Consider the following 25962-nt stretch of genomic DNA (forward strand, 5'->3'; position numbering starts at 1 on the left):
CGCGGCTGCGATGCAGCCGCCCACCCTCTCCCAGCTCCGACTAAGGCCTTGCTGCGCAAGACCAAGTCTGCGCAACCCTCTCCCCTCCTGCGGAGGGGGCGAGGGAAGAAGAGCTCGAACGCGATGCCACCCAACCCATGATCACCTCCCCCATCTGGCTCCCCGCCACGCTCCTCGCCGCGATCTTCCAGCCCTGGCGCACCGCGATCCAGCGCCGGGTCAGCAAAGACCTGTCGATCAACGCTGCAGGGCTGGTCCGCTACCTCTACGGCCTACCCTTCGCGCTCGCGATGGCGGCCGCCTATCAGTGGCTCATCGCACCCGCCGCCTTCCCCACGCTCGGCCCGTGGTTCCTCACCTATTGCATCGGCGGCGGGCTCGCGCAGATCGTCGCCACCAACCTCCTCCTGATGGCGTTCGACCAGCGTAATTTCGTGGTCGGCACCGCCTATTCGAAAACCGAAGCCGTGCAGGGCGCATTGCTCTCGATCGTCCTGCTCGGCGAACATCTCGCTCCGCTAAGCTGGCTCGGCATCGCGCTCGGCGTCGCCGGGGTGATGATCCTCTCCGCCGGCGGCAAGCGCATGACGCCCGGCGAACTGCTCCGCGCGCTCGGCCAGCCCGGCGCGCGCTTCGGCATCGCCTCGGGCTTCTTCTTCGCGCTCACCGCCATCGCGATCCGCAGCGCGACGGTCCAGGTCGGCACCCCCGACCCGATCCGCGCCGCGCTGATCGTCCTCGCCACCACCGTCGCGCTTCAAACGCTGATGCAGGGCGCGTTCGTCATCTGGCGGGAACGCGATCAGGTCGGCCCGGTGCTGCGCGGCTGGCGCGTTTCGGGCCAGGTCGGCCTGCTCTCCGCGCTCGGCTCGGCCTGCTGGTTCACCGGCTTCGCCACCGCGCCCGTCGCCTTGGTCCGCGTCGTCGGCCAGATCGAGGTCGCCTTCACTATCGCCTTCGGCCATTTCTATCTCGGCGAGCGCGTGTCGCGCAGCGAGGTTGCCGGGCTGCTGCTGGTCACCGCCGGGGTCGTCGCGGCACTCGCCGGATCGCTGTAACGCCCCGCCGACGCGACCGTCGCTTGAGATCGCATGGTGGCGCGATACACTCGCGCCGAATAGACCGGGGGACCGCATGAAACCGACTCGTATCGCGCTGATCGCCGCCAGCCTCGCCCTGCTCGGTGCGCAGCCGGCACTGGGCCAGCTGTTCGACGGGCTCAAGGGCAAGAAGCTCCGCACCGCGATTACCGCCGCGCAGGCGCATCCGCTGGGCAGCGAGAAGAACCCGATCCGCGCCGATATGCCGCCCGGCGAGCGCGCCTATCTTGCCCGCCTGCGCTGTGCGGACGGCGCTGCGCCCGCATTTCAGAGGCTGGGCAGCGCGGGGATCGGCCCCTATCACAACATCCTCGACCTCTACACGGTCCAGTGCGCAGGTGCGCAGCCGGTGTCGGTCTATATCGACATGTACCACGACCATGTCGAAACCGCGCCGGTCGCAGGCTTCACCATCATCGCGCCCTGATCGCCCGCATGGCCCGGATCGATCTCCTCTCCCCCATTCGCCGGTCAACGCGGCAAACCGCCTCAAGGCGGCGATGGAGGGGGTGACGCCGGATACCCCCCGCCGTGTGCTCGGCACCGGGACCGATCAGAGCATGACCCTGTGGGTTCACCGTCCAAATTTCCGCAACGACTTCAAGACCATGCTCCGCGCCACGATGGAACCGCATGCCGGCGGCACGCGCATCCGCGGGCGCGTCGGCGCACCGCGGTCGGTGGCGCTGTTCATGCTTCTCTGGTTCGGCTTCGTCGGCGCGTTCCTGCTCTTCGGCCTGACCATGGCCTTCGCGGACGGCATCGGCGAGCGGCTGGTCAGCCTGCCCTTCGTCGCCATCCCCGCGCTGATGCTCGCCATGGGCGCTTTCATGGTCTGGATCGGTCGCCGCCACGGGCTGGAGGATCAGGCCGCGATCCTCGCCTTCCTCCACGCAACCCTCGCGACCCGCAGCTACAGCGCCCGCGATCTCTAGCGATAGACGATCCGCACCTTCCCCGCCGCTTCGACCGCCACCCGCCGCGCCGCATCGACATCCCCCCGCCAGCGCCAGCGCCACGCCCATCCGCCGGTACGGCCGCGTCGTCGGCTTCCCGAAGATGCGCACATCCACCTCCCCGCCCGGCGTCGCCAGCGCCTCGGCGAGTCCCGCATAGCCCGGCCCCGCGCTGTCCCGATCCGCCAGGATCACCGCCGACGCCGCCGCCCCGCGCAGCACCACCTCCGGCACCGGCAGCCCCAGCACCGCGCGCGCATGCAGGTCGAACTCGCTCAGATTCTGCGAGATCGACGTCACCATCCCCGTATCATGCGGCCGCGGCGAGAGTTCGGAGAAGATCACCTCCTCCCCCTTCACAAAGAACTCGACCCCGAACAGCCCATAGCCGCCCAGATCGTCGACGATCCTCCGCGCCATATCCTGCGCCGCGGCAATCGCGCCCGCAGTCATCGCCGCCGGCTGCCAGCTTTCCTGATAGTCCCCCGCTCCTGCCGATGCCCGATCGGCGGACAGAACACGGCGCCCTCGCGCGTCCGCACCGTCAGCAACGTGATCTCGTAATCGAAATCGACGAACTCCTCGACGATCACCCGCCGCCGGTCGCCGCGCATGTTCGCGACCGCATAGTCCCACGCCGCCTCCAGGCCCTCCGCCGCGCGCACCGTCGTCTGCCCCTTGCCCGACGAGGACATGACCGGCTTGATCACGCACGGCAGCCCCGTATGCGCCGCCCCCGCCAGCACCTCCTCCAGGCTCTCGGCATAGCGGTAGCGCGACGTGCGCAGCCCCAGCTCGACCGCCGCCACCTCGCGGATCGCATCGCGGTTCATCGTCATCATCGTCGCGCGCGCCGAGGGCACCACCGTTACCCCCGCCGCCTCGACCTGCGCCAACACCTCGGTGCGGATCGCCTCGATCTCCGGCACCACCAAATCGGGCGCATGCCGGTCGATCGCCGCGCGCAGCGCATCGCCGTCGAGCATCGAAAACACCTCGCACCCGTCCGCCACCTGCATCGCCGGCGCACCCGCATAGGAATCGCACGCAATCACCTGCGCCCCGAGCCTTTTGGCCGAAATGACAAACTCACGCCCCAGCTCGCCCGAGCCCAGCAACAGGATTTTCGCGGTAAAGGTCATGGCATCCACTCGGTAAAACAGCGTCCCCGCCGCCTCGCACATCCCTCAGGGTGCCGTAAATGCCAAACGCCCAATTCAATCCTCCCCCGCCAGGGGGAGGTGGCATGCGAAGCATGACGGAGGGGGAGGAAGCAATGAGCAAGAGGCGCAGGCGCACAGCCGTCCTCCCCCTCCGTCGCCTACGGCGCCACCTCCCCGTGCCGGGGAGGATTGCCCCTCACGGCACCAGCCCCGGCCGCTCCCCCGCCAGCACCGCGCGCTCATATTCCTGCCACGCATCCGCCCGCACCACCGCCTCGCGCCGCCGATGCTGCGCGATCCGGTCCAGCGCCTTCAGCAACGCCGTGTCGGTCTCGTCGCGCGTCGCATATTCCGGCACCGTCCGCGCCTTCGCCGCCACCACCCGCTCCGCCTGCCGCGCCGCCTGTTCGCGGACCAGCAACGTGCGCAGCAGCGTCTCCGAATAGCGCCGCCGAGTCCCCGTCACCTTGCCGCCATGGACGATCGGCTCGTCCCAGCCCTCGACCGCGCGCTCCCACGCCACCTGCTCCAGGCACGGCAGCGCCCGCGCCAGCGCCGCCGCGCACGCCGCCGCAAATTCGGGTGAGCGCGCCTTCAGCCGCGTCACCGCACTGCGCGACAACCCCACCCGTTCCGCAGCTTCGGCAATCCCGCCCGTCTCGGCCAGCGCGCGCAGAAACGCCCGCCGCCGCACGTCCGACCACCCGTCCCAGCGTTCGCGCGGCGCAGTCTCCGCGACCTTGGTCCCGCGCTGCTCGATCCACTGCGCCTGCCACTCAGCCACCATCGCGTCCCAGCGTTCGCGAAACTCCGGCCGCCGCTGCCGCCGCTTATAGGCCGACCCGACACACCGCCCGACCGCATCCGCCGCCGCCCGCACCGTCCCCGTCGCCTTGAGCGCCAGCAGAAACGCCGTCTCGGTATCCTGCGTCCAGCGCATATAAGGTTGCTTGATCATCCCCCACCCCGTCCGTCACGTTGAGGGGGAACCAGATATACGCGACGGGGCTTGTAGGAAAGAACATTTTGGGAACATTCATTGCTGTGTGGTGCTTGATGGCGCCTTTAGATACGATAGCGAAATGAGCGACGCATGGCATCTCAACGACTATCAGCGAGCTATTGAGGCGCTAATTGCCGATGCGATGGCAGTTCACGGCGAAGATGTGGTCACTGACGATCTGATTGATGAGGTAATTGACGGCACTTTTCCCAAAATGACCGACACGCTCTATGCTGAGCTTTCACGTCGCTCTTCAGCCATGCTGAGGGAGCATCGGAAGATACGCAAAGGTTTTGTTCGAAGAAATTTCAGGAGATGGCGGGCGGGTTTTGATCTCTTGGAACAATTGATCGTGATAAGTCAAGAAACCGGGCAAGCCATTAATGAGGCGCTGCGCCCGGCAGCGATTGAAGCCAACGACGCGCTATTTGAGGCCGTTATTACGAACCACGCACGGGCCGTTCAAGTTTCCCGAGAAATTATGACACTGATGATTGGCGGTTTTCCAGATGGAGCTCTAGCCAGATGGAGAACTCTTCATGAAATTGGGGTGACTTCAGTTTTCCTCTCTCAACAGGGACCAACCGTCGCCAAGAGGTACATCCTCCATGATCACATTACATCGTACAAGCGCGCACTCAACTACATGGAGCACCATGAGCGCGCAGAATCTTGAACCTATTGAAGATGAGGTACTAGTCGAACTGAAACAGGCCAACGATCAGATCATTTCTGAATATGGCCCTGCCATGCGGCACGATTATGGCTGGGCGGCTGAGTGCTTAGGGAAAGAAAAGCCAATTTTTGTCGATCTGGAAATTGCGACGGGGCTGGATCATTGGCGACCTAGGGTCGGGACCCATAAACGGGATTCCCTTGGCGGCTGGGATGTGATTCATGCGCTGCGCCAGCAGGAGCGTGGATTTGAGCGAGTTTTGGTTGAGTGAAGCCCAGTTCGAGCGGCTGCGTCCGCTGCTGCCGGACAAGGTGCGCGGTGTGGCGCGGGTCGATGATCGGCGGGTGATCAGCGGCATCATTCATGTGGTGAAGTCGGGCGGGCGCTGGGTCGACGCGCCGGCCTGCTACGGGCCGAGGAAGACGCTCTACAACCGGTTCGTGCGCTGGGCGGCAAAGGGTGTGTGGCAGGAGCTGTTCGTCACGCTCGCGGCAGCAGGCGGGCCGCCCGCCGAGGTCCTGATCGACAGCACGCATATGAAGGCGCACCGCTCCGCGGGCGGTGGAAAAGGGGGGCGCTCGTCCAGGCGATCGGGATCAGCCGGGGCGGCCGCAACAGCAAGCTCCACGCGCTCACCGACGGCGAAGGTCGGCCGCTCCGCTTCCTGCTGACCGGTGGCCAGGTCGCCGACTGCCGCGCAGCCGATGTGTTGCTCGATGATCTCGCGCCGCGCACCATCGTGCTCGCGGACAAGGCTTACGACAGCAATGCGATCCGCGACCTGATCGAGCGGCAGGGTGCCGTTCCGAACATCCCCTCCAAGACGAACCGCCGCTGGAAAAGCTGCTTCTCCAAGACGCTCTACAAGGGCCGCAACGCCGTCGAGCGCATGTTCTGCCGCCTCAAGGATTATCGCCGCATCGCCACCCGCTACGACAAGCTCGCCACCAACTTCCTCAGCGCCATCTACCTCGCCGCAGCCGTCACATGGTGGTTATGAGTCCCGACCCTAGATACAAATGGTCTGCGATAAACACCCACGGATCATATCGCAGGCCCAACAGCACCCTTGCGACATCGGAAGCAGATCGACCAGTCTTAGCTGTCGGTGAGAGCAATTCGGGAATGACGGATCCAGCTCACATGACCGCAATCTCTCTCAATTTGGCAACTACCCCAGTCATCACGCTGCAACCAAACCTCGATCGGCTGGTAGTGGCACAGATCATGCTACGTCTGTCGGACAGTATAGGTGAAACTTTTCTCCGCTTGGACGGAGAGACATGGGATCGTGAGATGAAGAGGCGACAGCGAACAACATTCTTCACGAGATGGTTTAGATAGTCACTTTCGCTCTGCAACTCCCGATCCCGCGCCCGGCATAGGCGCGATCGACCGCCAGCCGGCCGATCACCGGCACCGTCCCTCCCGCGATCCCTCAGCTTCCCTTATACCCCCCAACAAAATCCCTCCCCCTCCCCACACCCCCTCCCCTTCCCCCCACGCCCCCTCCCTGCTATCGGCCACGCGAATCTTCGCATTCGCACACCGGCGCGCTCGTGCGGCATCTTGCCGCCTCCCCGTGACGCCCGGCGTCAACTGGACAGGGAAAGGGACCCGCACACATGACAGCCATCGGCCAGGACAGCCTCGGAACGCGCGACACGCTCACCGTCGGCGGCAAGAGCTATTCCTATTACAGCTTTGCCAAGGCGGCCGAGAAGCTGGGCGACGTCAGCCGCCTGCCGTTCAGCATGAAGGTGCTGCTGGAAAACATGCTCCGCTTCGAAGACGGCGTGACCGTCAGCACGGAGGATGCCCAGGCAATCGTCGACTGGCAGAACAACCCGCGCGCGCCGGAGCGTGAGATCCAGTATCGCCCCGCGCGCGTGCTGATGCAGGATTTCACCGGCGTTCCCTGCGTCGTCGATCTCGCCGCGATGCGCGACGCGATGAACGCGCTCGGCGCGGACGCGTCGAAGATCAATCCGCAGGTGCCCGTCCACCTCGTCATCGACCACTCGGTCATGGTCGACGAATTCGGCACGCCCCAGGCGTTCGAGGATAACGTCGAGCTGGAATATCAGCGCAACATGGAGCGCTACGACTTCCTGAAATGGGGCAGCAAGAGCCTCGACAACTTCAAGGTCGTCCCCCCCCGGCACCGGCATCTGCCATCAGGTGAACCTTGAAAATATCGCGCAGGCGGTGTGGTCGTCGACCACCCCCGATGGCGATCTGGTCGCCTATCCCGACACTTGCGTCGGCACCGACAGCCACACCACGATGATCAACGGCCTGGGCGTGCTCGGCTGGGGCGTCGGCGGGATCGAGGCGGAGGCCGCGATGCTCGGCCAGCCGGTGTCGATGCTGATCCCCGAAGTCATCGGCTTCAAGTTCACCGGTGAGCTGGGTGAGGGCATAACCGCGACCGATCTGGTGCTGACCTGCACCCAGATGCTGCGCGCCAAGGGCGTGGTCGGCCGCTTCGTCGAATATTTCGGCCCGGGTCTGGGTTCGCTCAGCCTCGCCGACCGTGCGACGCTCGCCAACATGGCGCCCGAGTACGGCGCGACCTGCGGCTTCTTCGGCATCGACGACAAGACGCTCGATTACATGCGCCTCACCGGCCGCAGCGACGAGAATGTCGCGCTGGTCGAAGCCTATGCCAAGGCACAGGGCTTCTGGATCGACCCGGATCTTGAGCCGGTGTTCACCGACGTGCTCGAACTCGACCTCGGCAGCGTCCAACCCTCGCTCGCCGGCCCCAAGCGCCCGCAGGACAAGGTGCTGCTCGGCTCGGTGGACGACGTGTTCAACAACGATCTGAGCAAGGTCTATAACAAGGACGAGCATTGCCGCGTGCCGGTCGAGGGCAAGGACCACGACATCGGCGACGGCGACGTCGTGATCGCCGCGATCACCAGCTGCACCAACACCTCCAACCCCAGCGTGCTGGTCGCCGCGGGCCTCGTCGCCAAGAAGGCGGTCGAAAAGGGTCTTAAGCCCAAGCCGTGGGTCAAGACCTCGCTCGCCCCGGGGTCGCAGGTCGTGACCGACTATCTGGAGAAGGCGGGGCTTCAGACCTACCTCAATCAGGTCGGCTTCAACCTCGTCGGCTATGGCTGCACCACCTGCATCGGCAATTCGGGCCCGCTGGCCGAGCCGATCAGCGCCGCGATCAACAACAACGACATCGTCGCCGCGTCGGTCCTGTCGGGCAACCGCAACTTCGAAGGCCGCGTGTCGCCCGACGTGCGGGCCAATTTCCTCGCCTCGCCCCCGCTGGTCGTCGCCTATGCGCTCAAGGGAACGGTGATTCAGGACTTCATCGCCACCCCGATCGGCGAAGGCACCGACGGTCCCGTCTATTTGAAAGACATCTGGCCTTCGAACGATGAAGTGCGCGCGGTGATGGATGGCGCACTAACCCGCGACATGTTCGTATCGCGTTATTCGACGGTCTTTACCGGCGACGCCCGCTGGCAGGCGATCGACGTCACTGGCTCTGCCACCTACAGCTGGCGCGCCGGATCGACCTACGTCGCAAATCCCCCGTATTTTGAGGGGCTTACGATGGACCCGAAGCCGGTGACCGACATCATCGAGGCCAAGCCGCTGGCGATTTTCGGCGATTCGATCACCACCGACCACATCTCCCCCGCCGGCTCAATCAAGGCCGACAGCCCGGCCGGAAAATGGCTGCAAGATCATCAGGTTAGCAAGGCCGACTTCAACAGCTACGGCGCCCGCCGCGGCCATCACGAAGTCATGATGCGCGGCACCTTCGCTAATATCCGCATTAAAAATCAGATGCTTGACGGCGTCGAAGGCGGCATGACCCACTATCACGGCGAAGTCATGCCGATCTACGACGCCGCCATGCGCCACAAGGCCGACGGCACCCCCTCGTCGTCATCGGCGGCAAGGAATATGGCACCGGATCGTCGCGCGACTGGGCGGCGAAGGGCACCAACCTGCTCGGCGTGCGGGCGGTGATCGTCGAGAGCTTCGAGCGCATCCACCGCTCGAACCTGGTCGGCATGGGCGTCCTTCCGCTCCAGTTCGCCGAGGGCGTGACCCGCGAAACGCTGGGCCTGAAGGGCGACGAGACCTTCACCATCACCGGCGTCTCGGGCCTGCGCCCGCGTCAGGAAGTCGAGGTCAAGCTGACCCGCGCCGATGGCAGCACCGAAACGTTCCTGACCCGTTGCCGCATCGATACCGTCAACGAGCTGGAATATTTCCTCAATGGCGGCATCCTCCAGTACGTGCTGCGGAAGCTCGCAGCATGATCGCCCTGGCGCTCCCGCTGCTTGCGGCCGGGCTCCTGCCCGACCGTGAACCGGGAGCGCCATGGGTCAAGTTCCAGGCGGAGGGCCAGGGGCCGGTCTATATCGACCCGACCAGCGTCAAGGATGCGGACGGGGAGAAGACTATCCGCCTGCTCGACACCGCAGAAACCAACGCGACCAGCGACATCTATATCGACCTGTCGGTGTCCTGCACGAAGCGGGAGGCGGTGATGATCCGCCTGACCGACGCAAAGTCCGGAAAAGCCAACGAGATCGCCCCCGCCGACCGGAAGCCCGCAGATCCCGGCCATCCGACGATGCGCAAGCTGATCGACTTCGTCTGCGACGGAAAGCCGCTGCAATGATCCGCGCCGCCCTGATCATCAGCCTGTTCGCGCTGCCCGCCAGTGCGCAAACGTGGAAGCCGGTCCCGGGTGCCGCCAACGCCTCGCTGTCGATCGACACCGCGGGCATCAAGCGCGAAGGCAAGTGGCGCGTGTTCCGCACCCGCACCACCGCACTGGGCATGGAGGGGACGATCATCGGCACGGTCGCGATGGATTGTGCCGCCGGGATCACCGAACTGCGCGGCCAGCGGCTGCTCGCACGCGGCAAGGTCGTGCGCGAGCGCGTGTTCCCCGTCGCCAAGCGCCCGCGTCAGAAAATTCCCAACCCGGCGAAGGACCCGGCGTTCAGGATGGTGTGCCGGAGCTGACCCTTGCGCTTCTGCGAAAGCAGGAGCCCAGAGCCACAAGCGATAGAGGTTGAAACCCTGGGCTCCTGCCTTCGCAGAAGCACTGGAACGATCACCGTCGCGCAATCACCGCGATCCGCTCGGCCAGGTCATTGTCGCGCACCGTCACCGCATCGCGCGACCAGTTGCCGACGAACGTCGTCGATTCCTTGAACCCCGGCGACAGCCACGCCTTGTTGCCCTCGATCACCAGGCCCGCCGAGCTGTGCTTAACCCCTTCGGGCGCGACAGCGATGATCGTGCCGTAATTGTCCTTGGTCGGCCCCTGTTCGAACGCATTGCCCGCGATCCGGCCCGACGCGCCGTTGGACAGGTCGATCGCATAGTTGGTGTTGCGGCCGAGGCTGTCGTCAAAGCTGGAGTTGAGGATTTCGACGCGCGGCGCGCGGACCTTCACATAATGGCCGCCAGTGCCGCGTTCGAACCGCGACTCCACGACTTTCAGGCTGCCATAAGCGCCGACATAGATGGCGTGCGCGCCATTGCCGGTCGGATCCTTGCCCAGCCCCGCGAAGGTCGATCGCTCGACGGTGATCGACCCACGCGGATCGCTCGCGGTCAGTATCCCGCACTGGCCGTCGATAAACATCGCGTTGGTTACGTGCAGGTTGCCCGTCTCCAGCCGGATGCCCGCGCCGTTGCCGTCCTCGACCAAAGTCCGCATGAACACGATGCCGTCGACCTTGGCGCCCCGCCCGCGCAAGACCAGCGTCGCCTTGCCCTCACAGATCGCCCGGTCGAACACCGCCTTTCCGGGAACCAGCGAGACATAGGCGATGTCGCCCGCCTCCTGGACCGCACATTCTCCATAACGACCGGGCGCGATCCGGATCGTGCCGCGGCGCTCGCCGATGGCGCTGACCGCTTCCTGCAGGGTGGCGAAGGACTGCCCGGTCTCCTCGACCGTGAAGGGCGTGCCCTGCCCCTGTGGCAGTGCAGGTCCGGTCGTGGTGAGCAGGGCGGCGGCAAGTGCGAACAGGCGCATGGGGATGGGCTCCGGCGGTTTGCCGAAGGATATGCGCGCGGAATGTTAAAAAGCCCCTCCCGGGCGCGGGAGGGGCTTAGCCCTGGTCAGGCGTCCGCTGCTTCCTTGACCAGCGCCGCCTTAATCGCATCGACAAATGCGGGGATGTCATCCGGATTGCGGCTGGTGATCAGGTTGCCGTCGACGACGGCCTCCTCGTCCACCACCGTCGCCCCGGCATTTTCCAGATCGGTGCGCAGGCTGGGCCAGCTCGTTGCGCGCTTGCCATCGACGATATCGGCCTCGATCAATAGCCACGGCGCGTGACAGATCGCGGCGACGGTCTTGCCGTCGTCGAAGAATTCCTGGACCAGATCGACCGTCGTCTCGTCCATTCGCAGCTTGTCGGGATTGCCGACCCCGCCGGGCAGCACCAGCGCGTCATAGTCGGCGCTGTCGACGTCGCTCACCAGCATGTCGGGGGTGATGCTCTGCCCCTTCTCTCCGCCGGTCTCGCCCTGGATCGGATCGGTCTTGAGCGACGCGAGGGTCACCTGCGCCCCCGCATCGATCAGCGCCTGGCGCGGCTTCATCAGCTCGGATTCCTCGAACCCGTCGGTCGCGATCATCAGCACGCGCGCATGGGATAGCTCGGCCATCTTGTGTCTCCAGTTGGTTGGGGTTGCCCACTCAACCGGTCAGCATCAGCGCAGTTCCGGAACGATGCGACGGGACGCGCATTGATCGCGCATGATGAGGGCAAAATGAGCGGCAAGCTGCGTTATTGCGACGACGGAGCGCCCGGCATCACACGCCGCAAGGTGCGCGGCGGCTGGGGCTATTGGGACGCCGCCGGGAGCCGCATCACCGATCGCGACGAGATCGACCGGCTCAACGCGGTTGCCCTGCCCCCGGCCTATACCGACGCCTGGTACTGTCCGCATCCCAACGGTCATCTTCAGGCGACCGGGATCGATGCGCGCGGGCGCAAGCAATATCGCTATCACCCCGATTTCCGCGCGGCGCAGGAGGCTGCGAAGTATGACCGCTGCGCCAGCTTCGGCCATCGCCTTGCGCGACTGCGCGCAACGATCAAGGCTGACCTGCGCACGCGTGCACTGACCCGCGAGCGCGCCGTTGCGGCGGTTGTCCGCCTGCTCGACCTCGGCCATGTCCGCGTCGGGAATGAGGGCTATGCCAAGGCGAACAAGAGCTTCGGCGCCACTACGCTGCGTCGCCGCCATGCAAAGCTGGAGGGGCGCACATTGCGGCTGCAATATCGCGCCAAATCCGGGCGGATCCGCGTGCTTCGGATAACCGACAACAGCCTGATCGGCTTCGTCAAGAAATGCCAGGACCTTCCCGGCCAGCATCTGTTCGGCTGGCTCGACGACGCGGGCGAGGCGCATCCGGTGACGTCCAGCGACGTCAACGCCTATATCCGCGACGCGATGGGCGAGGATTTCACTGCCAAGCATTTCCGCACCTGGGGGGCGAGTGTGATCGCCTATGAGACGCTGGCGACCGCCGAAAGTCACGTCGGGCTCAAGGCGCTGCTGGAGCCGGTGACCGCCGCACTCGGCAATACGCCCAGCATCGCGCGCAAATCCTATGTCCACCCCGATCTGATCGAACTCGCCAAGGATCGCGATGCGCAGACTGCGTTTCGTGAGGGCCTCGCCCTGCCGCGCAGCACGCGCTACCTGTCCCGCGCCGAACGTGGCCTCATCGCGTTTCTCGAACGCGGAGGAATCACGGCAAAGGCTGCCTGAAGGATCTCAATGACTGTTTCCAACACCACCGCCGCTGCCGAGAATGCGGCCACCAACACGGTCGACGCCATGCAGGCGCAGACCCAGGCATTCTTCGTCGATGCCACGGCCTGGCTGCAATCGCACTGGCTCCAGATCCTGATCGCCACCGGCATCGCCATTGGCATCGTGCTGTTGCTCCATGTCCTGCGCCGGTGGGGGATGAAGCTGTGCGAGCGCTCCGAAGGACCGGCGGGTTGGGGCACGATCATCGGCCGTGCGGTGTCGCGCACCGGCAATTTCTTCATCACCATGATCGCCGCCCGGCTCGTCTCCAGCTACGCCGCCCCGCCCGAGATGCTCGGCCAGACCATCGATTTCCTGTTCACCGTTTCGGCGGTGTTTCAGGCCGCCATTTGGGCGCGCGAGATCATCCTCGGCGCGATCGAGAAGAAGACCGAAGCCGAAAATTATCATGGCGAGGCGCTGCTGTCCGCGCTCGGCCTGATCCGCCTGCTTGTCACCGTGGCGCTGTTCGCGATCGCGCTGGTGGTGGTGCTCGACAATCTCGGCGTCAACGTCACTGGTCTCGTCGCGGGTCTCGGCGTCGGCGGCATCGCGATCGGCCTGGCTGCACAGGGCATCTTCGCCGACCTGTTCGCCGCGCTCGCGATCATCTTCGACAAGCCGTTTCGGCGCGGCGACAAGGTCATGTACGATCAGACGGTCGGCGTGGTGGAAGAGATCGGTCTGAAGTCTACCCGCGTGCGTTCGTTCGACGGCGAAGTCCGTGTCATCTCGAACAAGCAGTTGCTCGACAAGGAGATCCAGAACATCTCGAACCGCGATCACGTTCGGGTCAAGCTGTCCATCGGCGTCGCCTATGAAACCCCGCCCGAACAGCTTGAGGCGCTGCCCGACATGCTGACCGGCATCGTCGAAGAAGCTGGCGGCACGATAGCGCGCGCCAGCTTCGAGGGGCTGGGCGCGAGTTCGGTCGATTTCTTCCTGTGGTTCGATATTCCCGGAGACGACTGGCCGACCGCGCACAAAGTGCGCGACAAGGTCATCATCGCCATCCTGCGCCGTTTCGCCGCAGAGGGCATCTCGATCCCCTACCCCACCCAGACGACCTACACCGCCGATCCCAGCGGGAAGCTGATTTTGCCCTATCCCGAGGTGCAGCCCGTGATGCGCGTGGACAAGGGCGCCGGAGAACGCTGATTCGCTCTGACATCCTACATTTTCGAATATAGGGTTTGCAGTCGCGCCCTTAGCTTACCTTACGGCATGGTCGATTTTCGCGATTGCAGTAGGCCACCTCTTGCCGATGGCTGGGGGTTGGCCTAGATGCCCCTGAGCAGGCCATCGCGGGGACCAGAATGTCCGACACCGACACAGTGGAAAGCGTCACGATCCAGCAACTCGCCGCGGGCATGGGCGAGGAACGTGTGTCCGACTGGGTCACGGTATCGCAGGAGATGATCGACAAGTTCGCCGACGCGACCGGCGATCATCAGTTCATCCATGTCGATCCGGCCAAGGCCGCGATGACTCCGTTCGGCGGCACCATCGCGCACGGCTTCCTCACCCTCTCACTGATGCCGTTGCTCAGCCAGAAAACGCCCCAGCCCCGGATCGAGGGGCTGAAAATGGGCGTCAACTATGGCGGCAACAAAGTCCGTTTCCTGACCCCGGTACGCTCTGGCAGCCGCGTGCGCGGGCGTTTCAAGACGCTTGAGCTGGTCGAGAAGCGCCCTGGCCAATGGCAACAAACCGTCGAATTCACCATCGAGATCGAGGGGCAGGACAAGCCCGCCCTGATCGCCGAATGGATCAGCCAGCTTTTTGTATAGACAATAAAATCGAAGGGACCGTCCGCATGCGTTCTGCCGTCATCGTTTCCACCGCCCGTACCCCGATCGGCCGCGCCTATCGCGGCGCGTTCAACGCCCTCCCCTCCCAGACGCTCGCCGCCAGGTCGATCGAGGCCGCGGTCGCCCGCGCCGGGATCGACGGGGCCGAAGTGCAGGACGTGATCCTCGGCGCGGCGCTCCAGCAGGGGCATCAGGCCGGCAACATCGCGCGTCAGGCGCTGCTGCGTGCCGGCCTTCCCACCAGCGTATCGGGCATGTCGGTCGACCGCCAGTGCGCCAGCGGCCTGATGGCGATCGCGACCGCCGCCAAGCAGATCGTGGTCGATAACATGGACATCACCATCGGCGGCGGTGTCGAGAGCATCAGCCTGGTTCAGACGCCGCAGATGCGCGTCGCCCCGGATCCCGAGCTGCTGGCGATGCACAATGACGTGTACATGCCGATGCTGCAGACCGCCGAAGTGGTCGCCGCGCGCTACAACATCGGTCGCGACGCGCAGGACGCCTATGGCTTCCAGTCGCAGCAGCGCACCGCCGCTGCCCAGGCCGCCGGCAAGTTCGACGACGAGATCATCCCCGTCACCGCGACGATGAACATCGTCAACAAGGAAACGAAGGAAGTCACCCAGAAGGAAGTGACGCTGACCAAGGACGAGGGCAACCGCCCCGACACCACGCTGGAGGGGCTTCAGTCGCTCCAGCCGGTCGTCCCCAATGGCACCGTCACCGCGGGCAATGCCTCGCAGCTGTCGGACGGTTCGTCGGCCAGCGTGCTGATGGAGGAAAAGGTCGCCGAGAAGCGCGGCCTCACCCCGCTCGGCCGCTATGTCGGCATGGCGGTCGCGGGCACCAAGCCCGACGAGATGGGCATCGGCCCGGTCTATGCGATCCCGGCGCTGCTCGACCGCTTCAACCTGAAGATGGACGATATCGGCCTGTGGGAGCTGAATGAGGCGTTCGCGGTGCAGGTGCTGTACTGCCGCGACAAGCTCGGCATCCCGGACGAACTGCTCAACGTCAATGGCGGCTCGATCTCGATCGGCCACCCCTATGGCATGACCGGCGCGCGCTGCACCGGCCACGCGCTGATCGAAGGCAAGCGTCGCGGTGCCAAGTACGTCGTCGTGACGATGTGCGTCGGCGGCGGCATGGGCGCAGCGGGGCTGTTCGAGGTTCTTTGAGCCTTACCCGCGCAGAATATTGAAGAGCCGGTGGAGCGATCCACCGGCTTTTCATATTTGGGAGTGCCTCAGCAACCCGCCGCAGCGCCGCGCTTCAACGTGATGTCGCCATATTTCGGTCGGCCAGCCGCCGCGCCCTGTTTCAGCGTGATCGAGTCCATCTTGTGGGCCTTGCCGTCCGCGCGTCCGTCGCCGGTGACGTCACCCACCGCAACTTGCACGCCGCCGCGCGCTTCCTGCGGTTTGGGCGGAGGGCCCTTCGGAATTCGGCGGATGATGTCACGGTCGAGGCCGCCCTGGATCGCCTCGCCATTGCCGCCGCCACCTGCTTTGCGCGGGGTCAGCTTTGCTTGCTTCATCGCACCGCTGCCGGCCCCGGCACCTGCGCCGGCAACGATGTCGATGCAGCGGACGTCGTCCCGCGATTCACCCTTCACCCCGTCGAACTTCAAAAACTGCCCGCCCGCCGCCGGCACCGCGATCGCCATCATCGCGCCCACAATAATCAGTCGCATCGTCCCGTCTCCCGTCGCTGTGTGATTGCCCTGCCCTCGCGCTGCGGCTATGCCGATTGGAGCGTTGCGCTAGACTTGTACTCTAGAGCATTAATCCAGTCTGAACTGTTTCGAGTAGATGCGTATGGCGACCAAGGCAGGTGAAACCCGAACCCGTGTGCTAGAGGCGGCCGCCCGCCTGTTCGCCGAACGCGGGCTGGAGGCGGTGTCGATCCAGGATATCCGCGACGCATCGGGCGTCTCGAACGGCAGCATTTTCCACCATTTCGGCTCGAAGAACGGCGTTGCGCTCCATGTCTATCTCGACGAACGCCGCGCCTATTGGGAGCATGCCATCGCGGCGGTCGAGGCGCATGACGGCGACCCCGTCGACGCGCTGGGTGCGGCGGTCCGCGCCACGCTCGCCTATCAGCAGGAACATCCCGAGCGGCACAATTTCATGATCGAATGCGCCAGTTCGACCTGGACCCGCGCGCATGCCGAGCCGGTTCAGGCGCTCAACGCCGAGTTTACGACGCGCTTCATCGCATGGGGCGCGCCGCACGTGATGGCCGGACGGCTCCGCCCGATCGACCCGCAACTCGTCGCCGCGCTCGTCTTCGGCCCCAGCCAGTGGCTCGCCCGTTCCTGGCTCACGGGCCTGACCCCCGAGCCGCCGACCCATTATGCCGACATGCTGGTCGACCTCGTCACCCGCGCGCTGCGTCCCGACGCTTGACGCCGCCCCGCCGTCGGGCAAAGCCGCGCGCATGGGAATGAGCTTCACGCACCGCATCCGGATCGAGGCGCACGCCGTCTGGCTCGCCGTCCGCGATCCCCGCACGCCCTTGTTCGCGAAGCTGGTCGGGCTGCTCGTCGCCGCCTACGCACTCTCGCCGATTGACTTGATCCCTGACTTCATCCCGGTGTTGGGGCTGGTCGACGACGCGCTGCTGATCCCGGCAGGGGTGTGGCTGTTCGGGAAGCTGGTCCCCGCCGCGCTGCTCGCCGAACATCGCGCGACCGCCGCCGCAGCAGCGGAGCGCCCGGTCAGCAAATGGGGCATCGCCATCGTGATCGCGATCTGGGCGCTGATCGCCTTGGTGGTCTATGAGTTCCTGATGCTCGGCTATGACTGAGCGCTGAAGCTGCGGGCGAACCGTCGCCCCGCTCAGCTATGCTTCGCCATCCATTCTTCCAGCACCGGCGCGATGCGGGTGCGCCACTTGCTGCCGTTGAAGATCCCATAATGGCCGACATCCTCGGCCATGTGGTATTTCTTCATCTTCGCAGGCAGCTTGGTCGCAATGGTCAGCGCCGCCCTGGTCTGGCCCAGCCCTGAAATATCATCCTTCTCACCCTCGATCGCCAGCAGCGCGGTGTCGGTGATCGCGCCCGGATCGACCCGGCGACCGCGATGCATCATCTCGCCCTTGGGCAGCGCGTGCGACTGGAACACCACGTCGATCGTCTGGAGGTAGAATTCCGACGTCATATCGCACACCGCGCGATACTCGTCGTAGAAGCGCATGGTCGGATCGGCGCTCTCGCCATCGCCCTTGACCAGATGCTTGAACATTTCCCAGTGGGAAATCATGTGGTTGCCCAGGTTCATCGTCATGAAGCCGGCGAGCTGAAGGAAGCCCGGATAGACGGTCCGCCCCGCGCCCGGATAGGTGCCGGGGACCGTCGCGATCACATTCTGCTTGAACCAGCTATGCGGCCGCTCGGTCGCCAGCGTGTTGACCGCAGTCGGCGCCTCGCGCGTGTCGATCGGCCCGCCCATCATGGTCAGCGTACGCGGCGTGTTGGGGTGCTTGTCGGCATTCATCAGCGCCACGGCGGCATAGGCCGGGACGGAGGGCTGACACACGGCGAGTACATGCGGGCGCGCATCGCCCTCAGCGCCGATCGTCGCGAGGAATTCGACCAGATAATCGACATAATCATCGAGGTCGAAGCGCCCGTCGCTCAACGGCACCTGTCGCGCGTCGCGCCAGTCGGTGATGTAGACATCGGCAACCGGCAGCATCCGCTGCACCGTGCCGCGCAGCAGCGTCGCGAAATGCCCGCTCATCGGCGCGACGATCAGCAGCTTGGGGCCGCCCTCGACGCCCTCGCGCACGAAGCGCTTGAGCTGGCCGAACGGTTTGCGGAGCACGATCTCCTCACGCACCGCGATCTGCTTGCCGTCGATCTCGGTGTAATCCAGCCCGAATTCCGGCTTGCCGCGCGGTGCAGAGGCATGGGCGAACACTTCGAGCGCGGAGGCGAGGATCGGGCCGCCGCCGAAATAGGCAAAGGGATTGGCCGGATTGTTGAGCAGGCCCGCGCTGAAATTCGCCAGCGCGCTCGCGCCGGCCAGCATCGAGCGCTGAAGTTCATAGGCGTTATACAACATCGGCAATCAACATCCCCGCCCCGCACGGGGCAATGACAACGGTCTCATTGGGTTTATAGCGGGCTCATGCTGCAGTGCAAACGCGACGTACCGGATTTTCGATCCGCGAAGCCTGTTTCCTTGTCCTGCGCTTCGGGCTAGGCGGCGGCCATGTCCGAAACGACACCGCCCCCCGCCGCCGCACAGCCGCAGCGCAAGCTGTCCAGCCTGACGATCGTCTGGGGCTATACCCGCCGCTATCCGCTCCAGCTGTCGCTGGCGATCGTCGCGCTCCTCCTCGCCGCAGGCGCGACCCTGTGGATTCCGCGCACCTTCAAGGAGGTGGTGGACAAGGGCTTCGGCCCCGATTCTGACCCCAGCCAGATCGGCGGCTATTTCCAGGGGTTGTTGCTGGTCGTTATCGTCCTCGCCTTCGCCACCGCGATGCGCTTCTACTTCGTGTCCTGGCTGGGCGAACGCACGGTGGCGGACATGCGCGCGGCGGTGCACCGCAATCTGCTGCGCCTGCCCCCGCGCTGGTTCGAGGAAAACCGCCCGTCGGAAATCGCCAGCCGCCTGACCGCAGACACCGCCGTGGTCGAACAGATCGTCGGCACGACGGTCTCGGTGGCGCTCCGCAACCTGCTGATCGCGATCGGCGGGACGCTGTACCTCTTCGTCCTCGCGCCGAAGATCGCGGCCTATCTGCTGGTCGGTATCCCGGTCATCGTGCTGCCGATCATGTGGCTGGGCGGGCGCGTCCGCCGCTTTTCGCGGACCAGCCAGGACCGCGTCGCCGATATCGGGTCGATCGCCTCGGAAACGCTGGGCGCGATGCGCATAGTCCAGGCGTTCGGGCAGGAGAATCGCGAGAGCGCGCGCTTCCAGGACGCAGTCGATCGCGGCTTTTCGACCGCGCGCAAGCGGTTTGCAACGCGTGCGCTGATGACGGCGCTGGTGATCTTCGCGCTGTTCACCGCGATTACCCTCATCATGTGGGACGCGGTCTATGGCGTGGCGCAGGGCCGCATCTCGGGCGGGTCGATCACCGCCTTCGTCATCACCGCCGGCCTCGTCACCGGTGCGTTCGGTGCGTTGACCGAGGTCTATGGCGACCTGCTCCGCGCATCGGGTGCCGCCGCGCGGCTCGCCGAGCTGCTCGCCGAAGAGCCGGAGATCGCCGCCCCCGCCAACCCGGTCGCGCTCCCCGAACCGGCACAGGGTGCGATTGACTTCGATCATGTCACCTTCCGCTACCCCACCCGCCCCGAGGTTTCGGCGCTGAACGACTTCACTTTGTCGGTCGCTCCCGGTGAGACCGTCGCTGTCGTCGGCCCGTCAGGCGCGGGCAAATCGACGCTCTTCCAGCTCGTCCAGCGCTTCTACGACCCGGAAGCGGGCGAAGTCCGCGTCGATGGCGTGCCGCTGCCAAAGGCCGACCCGGCACAGGTCCGCGCGCGCATGGCGATGGTGCCGCAGGAAACGGTGATCTTCGCCGCCAGCGCTCGCGACAATCTCCGTTATGGCCGCTGGGACGCTACGGAAGAGCAGATCTGGCAGGCCGCCGAGGCCGCGAACGCCGCAGACTTTCTGCGCGAGCTGCCCCAGGGGCTCGACACCTTCCTCGGTGAAGACGGCGCGCGCCTGTCGGGCGGCCAGCGCCAGCGCATCGCCATCGCCCGCGCATTGCTGCGCGACGCGCCCATCCTGCTGCTCGACGAGGCGACCAGCGCGCTCGACGCCGAAAGCGAGCGGCTGGTGCAGGATGCGCTCGAGCATCTGATGCAGGGGCGCACGACGCTCGTCATCGCCCACCGACTCGCCACCGTCCGCGCGGCGCAGCGGATCATCGTGATGGACGAAGGGCGCATCGTCGAGACCGGCACACACGGCGAACTGGTCGCAAAGGGCGGCCTCTATGCCCGCCTTGCCAGCCTTCAGTTCAGCGAAAGCGCCTAATAGCGCGAGAGATACCAGGCAGCGAAGGCAAGCACTGCACCCAGCACGATCGCGACCCGAAGCTTCGGGTTGCGTTCGCGGCTGCGATCCTGCCCGATCCGGTCGAGGTCGAACCAGTAATGCGCCGGGTGCGCCTCGCGGATCACCCCCATGTCGCGCAGACGGTCGAACGCCTGGCGCTCGGCGGGACTCGATGGAGCATATTCGATCGCCGTGCCGGGAGAGATCGCGCGGTGGTCGGCAAAGTGACGCTGGACCCGGAATTGTGACAGGTCGGACGCGCCATTGGCGGAGAGGGAATGGACGTTGAGCATGGCCGTGCCGGATAGTCGGCGTGCACGTCCGCAGTTTCAAGGCCTCTGGTCGCGTCGCCATCGCCTCCGCCAAAGGGCGCCATGCCGTTCCACCTGTTCCGCCCGGTCATCGCCGGTGCCGTCCGCTCGACCGCATCGTCGCGTGCGTCGGCGCAACGATCTGCATCGCGCTGACCGTGTTCGTCTGCGCGGGTCTTGATCTCGACGTGCTGCTCTTGCTCGCCGAGGGCCACGCTCAGGTGCGGCGCGGCAGGAGCGCGGCTTCCCAATAATTTGAAAGCGCGGTACGGTCGCCAAAAGACCGGAGAGGATGATGACCCGCGAGTTCGACCTGATCGTCTATGGCGCCACCGGCTTCACCGGCCGCCTCGTCGCCGAGTATCTGGCACAGCATTACAGCGACGGATCGCTCAACTGGGCGATGGCCGGGCGCTCGCTGACCAAGCTCGAAGCGGTGCGCGACGAGATCGGCGCGCCCGCTGACACGCCCTTGCTCACCGCCAATGCCGACGATCCCGCCGCGCTGCGCGCCCTGACTGCCCGGACCAAGGTCGTGCTGACCACCGTCGGCCCCTATCAGCTTTACGGCAACGACCTCGTCGCCGCCTGCGTCGAGACCGCCACCGGCTATGTCGACCTGTGCGGCGAGCCCAACTGGATGCACGACGTCATCGCTCGCCACCACGATGCGGCGAAGGCAAGCGGCGCGCGGATCGTCCTGTCGTGCGGCTTCGATTCGATCCCCTTCGACCTTGGCGTGTGGACCGTCGAGCAGGCCGCGATCGCCAAATGGGGCCAGCCCGCCCCGCGCGTAAAGGGCCGCGTACGCAAGATGCAGGGCACCTTCTCCGGCGGCACCTTCGCCAGCGGCAAGGCAACCGCCGCGGCGGCGGCAAAGAACCCCGCGATCTTCAAGATCCTGCTCGACCCCTTCGCGCTCACCCCCGGCTTTACCGGGCCGGACCAGCCCAAGGGGGTGATGCCCGAATATGACGACGCGGTCGGCGGCTGGGTCGCGCCGTTCGTGATGGCGGTGATCAACACCAAGAATGTCCACCGCACCAATTTCCTCGCCCACCACCCCTATGGCCGCGACTTCCGCTATGACGAGATGATGGTCGCGCCGGGGCTGGGCGAACTCGGCAAGGCGGCGGCGGAGGCGATCTCGAAGATGAACCCGATGAACGCCGACAAGGGGCCTGCCCCCGGCGAGGGACCGTCGAAGGAAGAGCGCGAGGCCGGCTTCTACGAAATCGACTTCATCGCTGAAATGCCGACCGGCGAGCGCCTGACCTGCACCGTCACCGGCGACCGTGACCCGGGCTATGGATCGACATCGAAGATGATCGCGGAGGCAGCGCTCTGCCTGATCCGCGACGTCGATGGCGACGGCGGCGTCTGGACCCCCGGTGCGCTGATGGCCGAGCCGTTGAAGGCGCGGCTGGAGGCCAATGCGGGGCTGACGTTCAGGGTTCGCTGAGGCTAGCCAATCGCGCCGATCGGGATATCCGTGTAGAAGGCCATCGCGACGATCGCGAGCAGCACGGCCACCACGATCGCCACCGGCACATATTTGCGCCGGTGGTGCAGGATCACCGCATCGAGCACGCGCAGATCGAGCCAATAATAGCCCTGCCCTTCACGGCGGATCACGCGCTGTGCGATCAGCTTGTCGAACACCGGCTTCAACTCGGCGGGCGGCGTGTAAATGATCGTGTCGAGCGGCGTCACCGCATGCTGCGCGCAAAAATGATCGACGATCTTCCGCCGCGCGCGCGCGAATTTGGTGATCGGGACCGATTCAACGACCGCCATCAGCGTTTCCGCCCCTGATGCTTGATGTTCGCAGGCCGCCCACGCCGCTTGAGCGGGCGTGGCGGACCGGACTTGCGGCGCTCGCCGTCAGGACGCGGGCCGGACCCGCTACCCTTGCCGTCGGGTAGCTCGAAGCGCAGCGCCCCCGACACCGGGTTCGCCTCGACCAGCTTCAGCTGCAGCCGCTGGCCCAGCGCGAACTCCGCGCCGGTATCCTCGCCCACCAGTCGTTGCCCCGCCTCGTCATAGCGGAAATATTCGCGCCCCAGATCGCGCGCGGGAACCAGCCCGTCGCCGCCGATCCCATCGACGGTCGCAAAGAACCCAAATGACTGCACCCCGGTGATCCGCGCATCCAGCACCTCGCCGACATGGCTCGCCAGATAGGCGGCAACATAGCGATCGATCGTGTCGCGCTCGGCCTCCATCGCGCGGCGCTCGAGCTTGCTGATCAGCTCGCCGGTCTTCTCCATGTCCTTGTCGGCGGGCAGCTCGCCGCCCGGCCCCAGCTTGAACGCTTCGGTCAGCGCGCGGTGGACGACCAGATCGGCATAGCGCCGGATCGGTGAGGTGAAGTGCGCATAGCTGCCCAGCGCCAGCCCGAAATGCCCGGCATTTTGCGGGCCGTAATAGGCCTGGGTCTGCGTCCGCAGCACCTTGGGTCATCACCTCGGCGTGATAATCCGCCTCCTTGGTCCGCGCGATGACATGGTTGAACGTCTTGGGCCGGATCACCTGCCCCAGTGCGAACTCCACATCGAGCGTCTTCAGATACTCCTTGAGCGCGACCAGCTTCTCGCGGCTCGGCGGCTCGTGGATGCGGTACATCACCGGCGCCTTCTTCTTCTCCAGCGCCTTGGCCGCCGCGACATTGGCGGCGATCATGTAATCCTCGATCAGCTTGTGCGCGTCCAGTCGCTCGCGCGGCGCGACCGAGAGGATACGACCCTTTTCGTCGAGCACGATGCGCCGTTCGGGCAGGTCGAGGTCGAGCGGCTCACGCTTCGCCCGCGCCTTGTTGAGCGCGGCCCAGCAGTCCCATAGGGGGCGCAGCGCGGTTTCGGTCAGCGGGTGCTCCTCCGCACCGTCGATCGCCGCCTGCGCATCCTCATACGCGATGTTCGCAGCCAGCTTGACCACCGCGCGGCTGAACCGCCAGTCCTTGATCTCGCCATCGGCCGAAATCCGCATGTGGCACGCCAGCGCCGCGCGCTCGACGCCCTCCTTCAGCGAACACACATCCGCCGACAGCACCTCGGGCAGCATCGGCACGACGCGGTCGGGGAAATAGACGCTGTTCCCCGCTTGCGTGCCTCGCGGTCGAGCAGCGAGCCGGGGCGGACATAGAAGCTGACATCGGCAATCGCGACGATCGCCTTCCACCCGCCCTTGTTCGCAGGGTCGTCGTCGGGCGTCGCCCACACCGCATCGTCATGGTCGCGCGCATCGGCCGGGTCTATCGCGACGATCGGCAGATGACTCAGATCCTCGCGCCCCTCCCCCAAGGGCTGCTTCGCCACCCGTTCGGCTTCGGCGAGCAATTCCTCCGAGAAGATGTGCGGGATTTCATGCTTGTGGATGGCGATCAGCGAAAAGCTGCGCGGCGCGAAGGGATCGCCGAGAATCTCGCTGACCTTAGCGAACAGGCGCGGCCCCTTGCCCGTAACCTCCGCCATCACCAGGTCACCCGGCTCCGCGCCATTGCGGTCGGAGATGACGGGGCTGGTACGCTCCTTCTTGTCCAAGCCCTGCAGATAGAGCCGGCCGCCCTCTTCATGGACGACACCCAGCACCGCCGCATCGCCCTTGGCGAGCTTCTTCATCGGATGCGCGATCAGGCCCTTCCCGGCCTCCTCGGTCCGCGCGAGGATGCGGTCACCGACGCCCAGCGCGCCACCCGGCCCACGCTTTTCGCGCACGCGCAGCCGCGGCACCGGAATGCCCTCGGCTTCCCAGCGCTCCGGCACCGCCCAGACGGTATCGCCGTCCGCTTCGACGATGCGCAGCACGGCCACCTTGGGCACGCCGCCCATCTTGTGGAAAGCGCGGCCGGGGGCGACGTCGATCAGCCCCTCGTCGCTCATGTCCTTGAGCAGCGCCTTGAGCGCGATTTTCTCCTGCGCCGACAGGCCGAACGCGCGCGCAATCTCGCGCTTGCCTGCGGGCTGGTCCGACGATGTGATGAAATCGATAATCTGTTGCCGTGTCGGCAGGCCCGGAGCGGGCTTGGTCTTTGCTTTGTTCTGATATGCCATTGGCGCCGAATATAGTGCGCGCAGCACCAGCGCGCCAGCGCACAGCCCTGCTAGAAGGGTCGCATCCGCCCGGTGAGACGGAAATCGGCCAGCGCACGATCGAAATATGTTGCAGCGCGCGCATCGCCACCGGCCCCCGCGATCAGCAGCGCACGATACTCGGCGGCAACGGCCAACATGCGCGGATCATCGCGCGACGATTGCCACATCAGCGTGCCGAGCAAGGATCGCAGTTCCGTCTTTGCCGCATCATACCTCGCCGGCCCCTGAGCAACCATCGCGCGCGCCAGTCCGCGCCGTGCCCGCGATTGTACCGCCGTGAGCACCAGAAAAGCGGGCCGCTCCTTCAGGAAGGTGCGAAAGGCCGCTTCGGCAGCCGGCGCATCGCCGCCATCGAGCAGCGCCTCGGCCGCGATGAGCGCGCGCGCGTCCTGCGGGCGCAGCTTCTGCGAAAAAATCCCAGGAATGCCGGATGAACCGCAGCAACGACACGCGCGCCACACCAAAGCCCTTCAGATCGTCGCGCTGACTCGATCCCCGTGCCGAACGAAATCTGAACTCGGTGTGCTCGACCATTACCGCCGACGCGAGCGCATGGGCCTCCGCATGGCGCCCAATGGCGCGAAACCGTTCGATCGTGGCAAGGTTGTATCCCGAAAAGGCGGGGATTCTGCCTTGAGCATCGACCGGGCTAATGCCTAGCTGTCTGCTGGCACCGGCCTGCCACAGCGCTGCCGTGCTTTGTTCGGTCGGTCGGCCCCGCACCCGCTCCTCGAACAGCGCTGCTTCCTGGATCGCGTATCGCGAGGTACCCCGGAAATCCGCACTGCGCGTCGGAATCTCGTATGCGCCATCATAGGCAACGCGAATCGCGGCCTCGATCTTGCCCTGCCTCGCGAGGTTTTCGGCCAGTTGCATCCAAAGGCCGAAGCGATTGGCATCGAGGTCCATATCGACCTCTTCTGGCGTGATCGCCGCGATCTGTTTGCGCAAGGCGCTCTCTTCCGCCTTGAGCGCGGCGGCGG

At 65.6% G+C, this 25962-nt stretch carries 27 protein-coding genes and 3 pseudogenes; 18 read left to right on the forward strand and 12 right to left on the reverse strand.

Features of this window, described 5'->3' with window-relative positions; genetic code table 11:
* Positions 1 to 137 precede the first annotated feature (137 nt).
* The 3 genes from LRS08_RS02880 to LRS08_RS02890 all read left to right on the forward strand — a co-directional run bounded on the left by LRS08_RS02880 (position 138) and on the right by LRS08_RS02890 (position 2035).
* Positions 138 to 1058, forward strand: coding sequence for a DMT family transporter (locus tag LRS08_RS02880; RefSeq protein WP_257844983.1), 921 nt, complete (start codon positions 138 to 140; stop codon positions 1056 to 1058).
* 76 nt (positions 1059 to 1134) lie between these two features.
* Positions 1135 to 1527 (forward strand): hypothetical protein, encoded by a 393-nt coding sequence (locus LRS08_RS02885; protein ID WP_257844982.1) that lies wholly within the window; start codon positions 1135 to 1137, stop codon positions 1525 to 1527.
* Between the two features lie 73 nt (positions 1528 to 1600).
* Positions 1601 to 2035 (forward strand): hypothetical protein, encoded by a 435-nt coding sequence (locus LRS08_RS02890; RefSeq protein ID WP_260481308.1) that lies wholly within the window; start codon positions 1601 to 1603, stop codon positions 2033 to 2035.
* Here the strand turns inward: LRS08_RS02890 and purT are convergent.
* Positions 2032 to 3198 (reverse strand): annotated as a pseudogene (gene purT, locus LRS08_RS02895) (formate-dependent phosphoribosylglycinamide formyltransferase). The gene LRS08_RS02890 and the pseudogene purT sit on opposite strands and share 4 nt — an antisense overlap.
* A 217-nt stretch (positions 3199 to 3415) precedes the next feature.
* On the reverse strand, positions 3416 to 4177 hold the full coding sequence (locus LRS08_RS02900; RefSeq protein WP_257844979.1) for a LysR family transcriptional regulator: 762 nt from the start codon (positions 4175 to 4177) through the stop codon (positions 3416 to 3418).
* Between the two features lie 124 nt (positions 4178 to 4301).
* Here LRS08_RS02900 and LRS08_RS02905 point away from each other — a divergent pair, with 124 nt between their 5' ends.
* From LRS08_RS02905 to LRS08_RS02930, 6 genes and pseudogenes are all read left to right on the forward strand, one after another.
* Positions 4302 to 4898 carry a DUF5677 domain-containing protein gene (locus tag LRS08_RS02905; RefSeq protein WP_260481309.1) on the forward strand — a complete coding sequence of 199 codons (597 nt, stop codon included), beginning with the start codon at positions 4302 to 4304 and terminating at the stop codon, positions 4896 to 4898.
* Positions 4879 to 5169 carry a hypothetical protein gene (locus tag LRS08_RS02910; protein ID WP_260481310.1) on the forward strand — a complete coding sequence of 97 codons (291 nt, stop codon included), beginning with the start codon at positions 4879 to 4881 and terminating at the stop codon, positions 5167 to 5169. The genes LRS08_RS02905 and LRS08_RS02910 overlap by 20 nt, the downstream gene beginning before the upstream one ends.
* A protein-coding gene (locus tag LRS08_RS02915) for an IS5 family transposase (RefSeq protein ID WP_374580061.1) occupies positions 5120 to 5898 on the forward strand; the annotation gives its coding sequence in 2 pieces (ribosomal slippage) (positions 5120 to 5477 and positions 5477 to 5898; 780 coding nt in all). Before LRS08_RS02910 ends, LRS08_RS02915 begins: the two co-directional genes overlap by 50 nt.
* 625 nt (positions 5899 to 6523) lie before the next feature.
* Positions 6524 to 9193 (forward strand): annotated as a pseudogene (gene acnA / locus LRS08_RS02920) (aconitate hydratase AcnA).
* Entirely contained in the window at positions 9190 to 9558 is a 369-nt protein-coding gene (locus tag LRS08_RS02925; protein WP_260481311.1) for a hypothetical protein, read from the forward strand. The pseudogene acnA and the gene LRS08_RS02925 overlap by 4 nt, the downstream one beginning before the upstream one ends.
* Positions 9555 to 9908 (forward strand): hypothetical protein, encoded by a 354-nt coding sequence (locus LRS08_RS02930; protein WP_260481312.1) that lies wholly within the window; start codon positions 9555 to 9557, stop codon positions 9906 to 9908. Before LRS08_RS02925 ends, LRS08_RS02930 begins: the two co-directional genes overlap by 4 nt.
* A 91-nt stretch (positions 9909 to 9999) precedes the next feature.
* On the opposite strand, the gene LRS08_RS02935 is transcribed toward LRS08_RS02930, so the two are convergent.
* Together LRS08_RS02935 and LRS08_RS02940 are read right to left on the reverse strand one after the other, a co-directional pair.
* On the reverse strand, positions 10000 to 10932 hold the full coding sequence (locus LRS08_RS02935; RefSeq protein ID WP_260481313.1) for a right-handed parallel beta-helix repeat-containing protein: 933 nt from the start codon (positions 10930 to 10932) through the stop codon (positions 10000 to 10002).
* Between the two features lie 86 nt (positions 10933 to 11018).
* Positions 11019 to 11570: a type 1 glutamine amidotransferase domain-containing protein gene (locus LRS08_RS02940; RefSeq protein ID WP_257844975.1), complete on the reverse strand. Its 552-nt coding sequence runs from the start codon at positions 11568 to 11570 to the stop codon at positions 11019 to 11021.
* 105 nt (positions 11571 to 11675) lie between these two features.
* On the opposite strand from LRS08_RS02940, the gene LRS08_RS02945 reads away from it, so the two are divergent.
* The 4 genes from LRS08_RS02945 (at position 11676) to LRS08_RS02960 (ending at position 15720) form a co-directional block, all read left to right on the forward strand.
* Entirely contained in the window at positions 11676 to 12683 is a 1008-nt protein-coding gene (locus tag LRS08_RS02945) for a DNA topoisomerase IB (RefSeq protein ID WP_257844974.1), read from the forward strand.
* Positions 12684 to 12692: 9 nt separating this feature from the next.
* Positions 12693 to 13886, forward strand: coding sequence for a mechanosensitive ion channel family protein (locus tag LRS08_RS02950; RefSeq protein ID WP_257844973.1), 1194 nt, complete (start codon positions 12693 to 12695; stop codon positions 13884 to 13886).
* A 212-nt stretch (positions 13887 to 14098) separates the two neighbouring features.
* On the forward strand, positions 14099 to 14518 hold the full coding sequence (locus LRS08_RS02955) for a MaoC family dehydratase (protein ID WP_374581299.1): 420 nt from the start codon (positions 14099 to 14101) through the stop codon (positions 14516 to 14518).
* 26 nt (positions 14519 to 14544) lie between these two features.
* A complete protein-coding gene (locus LRS08_RS02960) occupies positions 14545 to 15720 on the forward strand; it encodes an acetyl-CoA C-acyltransferase (protein ID WP_257844971.1) in 1176 nt (391 codons plus the stop codon).
* A 68-nt stretch (positions 15721 to 15788) separates the two neighbouring features.
* Here the strand turns inward: LRS08_RS02960 and LRS08_RS02965 are convergent, their stop codons facing one another.
* Entirely contained in the window at positions 15789 to 16235 is a 447-nt protein-coding gene (locus tag LRS08_RS02965; protein ID WP_257844970.1) for a hypothetical protein, read from the reverse strand.
* Positions 16236 to 16359: 124 nt separating this feature from the next.
* Here LRS08_RS02965 and LRS08_RS02970 point away from each other — a divergent pair, with 124 nt between their 5' ends.
* Positions 16360 to 16953, forward strand: a complete 594-nt coding sequence (locus tag LRS08_RS02970; protein ID WP_257844969.1) for a TetR/AcrR family transcriptional regulator — start codon at positions 16360 to 16362, stop codon at positions 16951 to 16953.
* A gap of 31 nt (positions 16954 to 16984) precedes the next feature.
* Positions 16985 to 17353, forward strand: coding sequence for a YkvA family protein (locus LRS08_RS02975; RefSeq protein WP_257844968.1), 369 nt, complete (start codon positions 16985 to 16987; stop codon positions 17351 to 17353).
* A gap of 32 nt (positions 17354 to 17385) precedes the next feature.
* On the opposite strand, the gene LRS08_RS02980 is transcribed toward LRS08_RS02975, so the two are convergent.
* A complete protein-coding gene (locus tag LRS08_RS02980; RefSeq protein WP_260481637.1) occupies positions 17386 to 18615 on the reverse strand; it encodes a polyhydroxyalkanoate depolymerase in 1230 nt (409 codons plus the stop codon).
* A gap of 150 nt (positions 18616 to 18765) precedes the next feature.
* Between LRS08_RS02980 and LRS08_RS02985 the strand changes: the two genes are divergently transcribed.
* A complete protein-coding gene (locus LRS08_RS02985) occupies positions 18766 to 20553 on the forward strand; it encodes an ABC transporter transmembrane domain-containing protein (RefSeq protein WP_260481314.1) in 1788 nt (595 codons plus the stop codon).
* Here the strand turns inward: LRS08_RS02985 and LRS08_RS02990 are convergent.
* Positions 20550 to 20867 (reverse strand): hypothetical protein, encoded by a 318-nt coding sequence (locus LRS08_RS02990; protein ID WP_257844967.1) that lies wholly within the window; start codon positions 20865 to 20867, stop codon positions 20550 to 20552. The genes LRS08_RS02985 and LRS08_RS02990 overlap by 4 nt on opposite strands.
* Positions 20868 to 20887: 20 nt before the next feature.
* On the opposite strand from LRS08_RS02990, the gene LRS08_RS02995 reads away from it, so the two are divergent.
* Both LRS08_RS02995 and LRS08_RS03000 read left to right on the forward strand, forming a co-directional pair.
* A complete protein-coding gene (locus LRS08_RS02995) occupies positions 20888 to 21139 on the forward strand; it encodes a hypothetical protein (RefSeq protein WP_257844966.1) in 252 nt (83 codons plus the stop codon).
* A gap of 41 nt (positions 21140 to 21180) precedes the next feature.
* Entirely contained in the window at positions 21181 to 22347 is a 1167-nt protein-coding gene (locus LRS08_RS03000) for a saccharopine dehydrogenase family protein (protein ID WP_257844965.1), read from the forward strand.
* Between the two features lie 2 nt (positions 22348 to 22349).
* Here the strand turns inward: LRS08_RS03000 and LRS08_RS03005 are convergent, their stop codons facing one another.
* From LRS08_RS03005 to LRS08_RS03030, 5 genes and pseudogenes are all read right to left on the reverse strand, one after another.
* Complete coding sequence (locus LRS08_RS03005; protein WP_257844964.1) at positions 22350 to 22682, reverse strand: hypothetical protein; 333 nt, start codon at positions 22680 to 22682, stop codon at positions 22350 to 22352.
* Positions 22682 to 23338 (reverse strand): RNB domain-containing ribonuclease, encoded by a 657-nt coding sequence (locus LRS08_RS03010; protein WP_260481315.1) that lies wholly within the window; start codon positions 23336 to 23338, stop codon positions 22682 to 22684. The genes LRS08_RS03005 and LRS08_RS03010 overlap by 1 nt, the downstream gene beginning before the upstream one ends.
* 91 nt (positions 23339 to 23429) lie before the next feature.
* Positions 23430 to 24937 (reverse strand): annotated as a pseudogene (locus LRS08_RS20180) (RNB domain-containing ribonuclease); the annotation flags it as partial.
* A 50-nt stretch (positions 24938 to 24987) separates the two neighbouring features.
* Entirely contained in the window at positions 24988 to 25116 is a 129-nt protein-coding gene (locus tag LRS08_RS03025) for a hypothetical protein (RefSeq protein ID WP_260481317.1), read from the reverse strand.
* 70 nt (positions 25117 to 25186) lie between these two features.
* Positions 25187 to 25930 carry a hypothetical protein gene (locus LRS08_RS03030; protein WP_260481318.1) on the reverse strand — a complete coding sequence of 248 codons (744 nt, stop codon included), beginning with the start codon at positions 25928 to 25930 and terminating at the stop codon, positions 25187 to 25189.
* Positions 25931 to 25962: the final 32 nt, after the last annotated feature.

This window comes from Sphingomonas sp. J315 (genome assembly GCF_024666595.1).
In the GTDB taxonomy this organism is placed as follows: domain Bacteria; phylum Pseudomonadota; class Alphaproteobacteria; order Sphingomonadales; family Sphingomonadaceae; genus Sphingomonas.

What these genes read in the sequence shown, in the direction of transcription:
- LRS08_RS02905 (WP_260481309.1), top strand. Translation starts at nt 4,302, where the DNA reads ATGAGCGACGCATGGCATCTCAACGACTATCAGCGAGCTATTGAGGCG.
- LRS08_RS03000 (WP_257844965.1), top strand. Translation starts at nt 21,181, where the DNA reads ATGACCCGCGAGTTCGACCTGATCGTCTATGGCGCCACCGGCTTCACC.
- LRS08_RS03025 (WP_260481317.1), bottom strand. Translation starts at nt 25,116, where the DNA reads ATGTTGGCCGTTGCCGCCGAGTATCGTGCGCTGCTGATCGCGGGGGCC.
- LRS08_RS02965 (WP_257844970.1), bottom strand. Translation starts at nt 16,235, where the DNA reads ATGCGACTGATTATTGTGGGCGCGATGATGGCGATCGCGGTGCCGGCG.
- LRS08_RS02900 (WP_257844979.1), bottom strand. Translation starts at nt 4,177, where the DNA reads ATGATCAAGCAACCTTATATGCGCTGGACGCAGGATACCGAGACGGCG.
- LRS08_RS02885 (WP_257844982.1), top strand. Translation starts at nt 1,135, where the DNA reads ATGAAACCGACTCGTATCGCGCTGATCGCCGCCAGCCTCGCCCTGCTC.
- LRS08_RS02970 (WP_257844969.1), top strand. Translation starts at nt 16,360, where the DNA reads ATGGCGACCAAGGCAGGTGAAACCCGAACCCGTGTGCTAGAGGCGGCC.
- LRS08_RS02985 (WP_260481314.1), top strand. Translation starts at nt 18,766, where the DNA reads ATGTCCGAAACGACACCGCCCCCCGCCGCCGCACAGCCGCAGCGCAAG.
- LRS08_RS02945 (WP_257844974.1), top strand. Translation starts at nt 11,676, where the DNA reads ATGAGCGGCAAGCTGCGTTATTGCGACGACGGAGCGCCCGGCATCACA.
- LRS08_RS02925 (WP_260481311.1), top strand. Translation starts at nt 9,190, where the DNA reads ATGATCGCCCTGGCGCTCCCGCTGCTTGCGGCCGGGCTCCTGCCCGAC.
- LRS08_RS02930 (WP_260481312.1), top strand. Translation starts at nt 9,555, where the DNA reads ATGATCCGCGCCGCCCTGATCATCAGCCTGTTCGCGCTGCCCGCCAGT.
- LRS08_RS02960 (WP_257844971.1), top strand. Translation starts at nt 14,545, where the DNA reads ATGCGTTCTGCCGTCATCGTTTCCACCGCCCGTACCCCGATCGGCCGC.
- LRS08_RS03005 (WP_257844964.1), bottom strand. Translation starts at nt 22,682, where the DNA reads ATGGCGGTCGTTGAATCGGTCCCGATCACCAAATTCGCGCGCGCGCGG.
- LRS08_RS02950 (WP_257844973.1), top strand. Translation starts at nt 12,693, where the DNA reads ATGACTGTTTCCAACACCACCGCCGCTGCCGAGAATGCGGCCACCAAC.
- LRS08_RS02940 (WP_257844975.1), bottom strand. Translation starts at nt 11,570, where the DNA reads ATGGCCGAGCTATCCCATGCGCGCGTGCTGATGATCGCGACCGACGGG.
- LRS08_RS02890 (WP_260481308.1), top strand. Translation starts at nt 1,601, where the DNA reads ATGGAGGGGGTGACGCCGGATACCCCCCGCCGTGTGCTCGGCACCGGG.
- LRS08_RS02975 (WP_257844968.1), top strand. Translation starts at nt 16,985, where the DNA reads ATGGGAATGAGCTTCACGCACCGCATCCGGATCGAGGCGCACGCCGTC.
- LRS08_RS02935 (WP_260481313.1), bottom strand. Translation starts at nt 10,932, where the DNA reads ATGCGCCTGTTCGCACTTGCCGCCGCCCTGCTCACCACGACCGGACCT.
- LRS08_RS02980 (WP_260481637.1), bottom strand. Translation starts at nt 18,615, where the DNA reads ATGTTGTATAACGCCTATGAACTTCAGCGCTCGATGCTGGCCGGCGCG.
- LRS08_RS02990 (WP_257844967.1), bottom strand. Translation starts at nt 20,867, where the DNA reads ATGCTCAACGTCCATTCCCTCTCCGCCAATGGCGCGTCCGACCTGTCA.
- LRS08_RS02910 (WP_260481310.1), top strand. Translation starts at nt 4,879, where the DNA reads ATGAGCGCGCAGAATCTTGAACCTATTGAAGATGAGGTACTAGTCGAA.
- LRS08_RS02955 (WP_374581299.1), top strand. Translation starts at nt 14,099, where the DNA reads ATGGGCGAGGAACGTGTGTCCGACTGGGTCACGGTATCGCAGGAGATG.
- LRS08_RS02880 (WP_257844983.1), top strand. Translation starts at nt 138, where the DNA reads ATGATCACCTCCCCCATCTGGCTCCCCGCCACGCTCCTCGCCGCGATC.